Genomic DNA, 3679 nt, shown 5'->3' on the forward strand with positions numbered 1-3679 from the left:
ATTTAGTCATAATTGTATTAAAACAGCTATCTAAAACACATAAATAAAAAACTTTTTCACTCCGATTAGCTGATTTTGTTGGGGGTACATTAGGGTCATATGACCCCTGTAACTGTTTTGGTATTACTTTATTATTTCTCTTTGTGCCAAACATTTAAAACCACAACATTATGGCAATCGAAGTGATCACTCGCGAGGATTTAAACGAATTTCGCACCCTCTTGCTTTCCGATTTAAACACACTATTTAATTCCAAACCGCAACAGCAAAAGCAATGGCTCAAATCCAATGAAGTCAGAAAACTGTTAAACATTTCTCCTGGTACTTTGCAAAACCTGCGAATCAATGGAACTATATCTTACACTAAAATTGGCGGAATACTTTACTATGCCAATAGCGATCTAGAAAAAGTTTTGCAAACAAACAAAGTGGAAGCAACACCCAATTTATTCAATCCTAAATAACTCAAAGATGAATTACATAAAACATCTAACAGGATTCTTCGAAAAAGTTGCCATCGATAAAACACTCAATCCAACACACGTAAGTTTGTATATGTCGTTGTTTCAATTTTGGAATTGCAATCGGTTCAAAAACCCAATCAGTATATCTCGTGATGAGGTAATGAGAATAAGCAAAATCAGTTCCAAAGCAACCTATCATAAGTGTTTGAAAAACTTACATTCTCTAGGCTATATCAACTATGAACCATCTTACAATCCATTCAAAGGAAGCCACGTTTATTTATTCAATTTTTCAGATGATTTAAAACCAATTCCCAAAAACGAAAAAACAACAATGCCAAAAAATGAACCTGTTTTTGAACTAGTTAATGAACAAGTAGTGAACAAGTCTTGTACTAGTAGTGGTACAAGTGAACAGACAAGTACTGAACAAGCTCTGGTATCTTATATAAACAATACAAACATTACAAACAAATCAAACATTAAAAACAGTTTAAACTTGGATGAGCAAACAAAAAATTTTCAAAATGAGAATTTATTTTTCGAAGAAAAAAAAGAAGAAGAAAAAAAGTTGCGCGAAAAAAAGAAGAATATTTCAACTCCTCCAAACGATGAAGTCAAATCCTATTTCCTCCAACAAAACTTCCCCGAACTCGAAGCCAATAAGTTTTTCAATTATTTCTCCAGTATCGGCTGGCTAGTCGGTGGCAAAACCCCAATGGTCGATTGGCAAGCCGCAGCTCAAAACTGGATGCTCAACGCCAACAAATTCACATCCTACGAAAAACCACCCGACCGAGCCAAGCACCTCAATATCGGTAACGACAAAGACTATTCAGAGCCATTGTAGCTGTCATTGCGAGGAACGAAGCACCCGAGCGAAGCGAACAGAGCGTTAGCTAATCTCACTTTGCGAAACTTGCGTTAAACCTTTGCGCACTTGGCTGTTAAATTTTAAATTTTATGGAAACAGAAATAAAAACCCACTACAATTACCAAGAAATAATCCTTTGGCTCGAAAAAAGAGGCATAGAATTATACGGAAATCATTTCAAAATCCTTGAAAGCGATTACCCAATAATTTACAAACTCATTGCCTATTTCCTCAAAGAAGAACCAAGCTGTTATCAATACAACATAGATCTCAACAAAGGAATATTGCTTTCTGGACCAGTAGGCAGCGGAAAAACAACCCTAATGAATCTTATGAAAACCCTAACGGCAACCGAACATAAATTTTATATAAAACCCTGCCGGGACATTAGTTTCGAATTTATCCAGGACGGTTACGAAATAATCCAAAAATACAGCAAAGGAAAACTCTATCCCGACCCAAAAACCATTTGTTTCGATGATTTAGGCATCGAAAAGAACCTCAAATATTACGGCAACGAGTGTAATGTAATGGCGGAGATAATTCTCTCCAGATACGACATTTTCATCTCCAAAAAAATATACACCCACATCACCACTAACCTCTCCGCCTCCGAAATAGAAACCGCTTACGGCAACCGGGTTCGCTCCCGCCTCCGAAATATGCTCAACCTCATCGCCTTTGACAAAAGCACCAAAGACAAACGATAATCTCACTATTCACTTCTTACAACTCACTCTTTAGCTATGAAAAAAATCACCACCTTCTGGAACTACTTCCAAAAAAACGAACAAGAAATCTTGAACGCAATCCTACTCGGAATCAACACCGATGAAGTATTCTCCCAATTAACCAAAAAACTCGACTATGTTTCAAAAAGAATTAGTTTTGTAATTAAAGCTCCATTGACAATCAATGATAAATTCCTAATAATTTTCACGGGAGGCGGATACCGCAAACTATTCCCAAAAATTATCGCATTCGAAGAACAGGCACCAACACTGAAACATTTCACCGCCCAAGCATTTATAAAACCATTGCAAGATGCTACAAAATACAAAAACGGTACAGACGAACCCTGTATTTGCAAAAACTACGAAATCAAAATCAGTGAAATACAAATAGCATTATTGGATTACAATATCGCCACCAAGCATATAAAAATTAATCTGTACCTACCCGACTACAACGAGCTCAAACATTTCGAGGATCTAAAATCAAATATCGATTGGATCGTAATGCAAATCGTGGGAGAAATTACCTTTCGGATACATATCAAGAAAATAAAGTTAAACCAAATGTCTCTTGATGATAGCGGACTATTAAGCCTGATTGAACTTCCAGATTTTATTGAATATCTCTACAAAATTAATTCAAGAAAGAAAACAAGAAAAATTTAAAATAACCTGTAATCAAATTGCCTCGTCAAATTATAGAAATCGATAAATAAAAATGTAACAAAATTAATAAACCACCAAAATTTAATTTGATGGTTTATCTAATCTGTTTGAACTATTTCTAAATATGATTACTACTCATTGGATGGTTTTCCAATAGTTGCTAGGATTCCTCCATCTACGTAAAGAATGTGACCATTTACGAAATCACTTGCTTTTGAAGACAAGAAGATGGCAGCGCCTTGCAAGTCTTCAGGATCTCCCCAACGAGCAGCAGGTGTTCTGCTGATGATAAATTCATTAAATGGGTGTCCATCCACTCTAATTGGAGCAGTTTGGGTTGTAGCAAAATAACCTGGACCAATTCCGTTTGTTTGAATGTTGTATTTAGCCCATTCGGTAGCCATATTTTTGGTAAGCATTTTCAATCCGCCTTTTGCGGCAGCATAAGCACTCACAGAATCTCTACCCAATTCGCTCATCATCGAACAAATGTTGATGATTTTTCCTCCTCCGCGTTGAATCATTCCTTTGGCAACGTTTTTCGAAACAATGAAAGGGCTTATTAAATCCACCGTTATTACAGCCGTGAAATCTTCCACTTCCATTTCGATGATGGGAGTTCTTTTGATGATTCCAGCGTTGTTGATTAAAATATCGATTGGACCAACTTCGGCTTCTATTTGTTTAATGCTAGCAATTACGGCTTTCTCGTCGCAAACATTAAATACATATCCGTAGGCTTCAAGCCCTACAGCTTTGTATTCTGCTACCGCTTTGTCAAGTGCATCTTGTGAAATATCATTTACTGCAATTTTTGCCCCAGCTTGTCCAAGTCCTTTGGCCATTGCCATTCCTAAACCGTGAACTCCTCCTGTTATAAGTGCCGTTTTTCCAGTTAAATCAAATAAGTTAATTGACATAAGTAATGGTTAAAATTTAAT

At 36.4% G+C, this 3679-nt stretch carries 5 protein-coding genes; 4 read left to right on the forward strand and 1 reads right to left on the reverse strand.

Features of this window, described 5'->3' with window-relative positions; all coding sequences use genetic code 11:
- The first annotated feature begins 170 nt into the window (after nt 1–170).
- The 4 genes from B2145_RS13915 (at nt 171) to B2145_RS13930 (ending at nt 2738) form a co-directional block, all read left to right on the forward strand.
- The gene (locus tag B2145_RS13915) at nt 171–464 is read left to right on the forward strand and encodes a helix-turn-helix domain-containing protein (protein WP_291100221.1); all 294 of its coding nucleotides are present in this window, start codon (nt 171–173) and stop codon (nt 462–464) included.
- Nucleotides 465–471: 7 nt separating this feature from the next.
- The gene (locus B2145_RS13920) at nt 472–1314 is read left to right on the forward strand and encodes a transcriptional regulator (RefSeq protein ID WP_291103406.1); all 843 of its coding nucleotides are present in this window, start codon (nt 472–474) and stop codon (nt 1312–1314) included.
- Nucleotides 1315–1427: 113 nt separating this feature from the next.
- Nucleotides 1428–2048 carry an ATPase gene (locus tag B2145_RS13925; RefSeq protein WP_291103407.1) on the forward strand — a complete coding sequence of 207 codons (621 nt, stop codon included), beginning with the start codon at nt 1428–1430 and terminating at the stop codon, nt 2046–2048.
- Between the two features lie 36 nt (nt 2049–2084).
- A complete protein-coding gene (locus B2145_RS13930) occupies nt 2085–2738 on the forward strand; it encodes a hypothetical protein (protein ID WP_291103409.1) in 654 nt (217 codons plus the stop codon).
- Between the two features lie 131 nt (nt 2739–2869).
- Here B2145_RS13930 and B2145_RS13935 read toward each other — a convergent pair whose 3' ends face one another.
- Nucleotides 2870–3658, reverse strand: a complete 789-nt coding sequence (locus tag B2145_RS13935; RefSeq protein WP_291103412.1) for a gluconate 5-dehydrogenase — start codon at nt 3656–3658, stop codon at nt 2870–2872.
- Nucleotides 3659–3679: the final 21 nt, after the last annotated feature.

The sequence above is a fragment of the Flavobacterium sp. UBA5153 genome (genome assembly GCA_002413745.1).
GTDB lineage: Bacteria > Bacteroidota > Bacteroidia > Flavobacteriales > Flavobacteriaceae > Flavobacterium.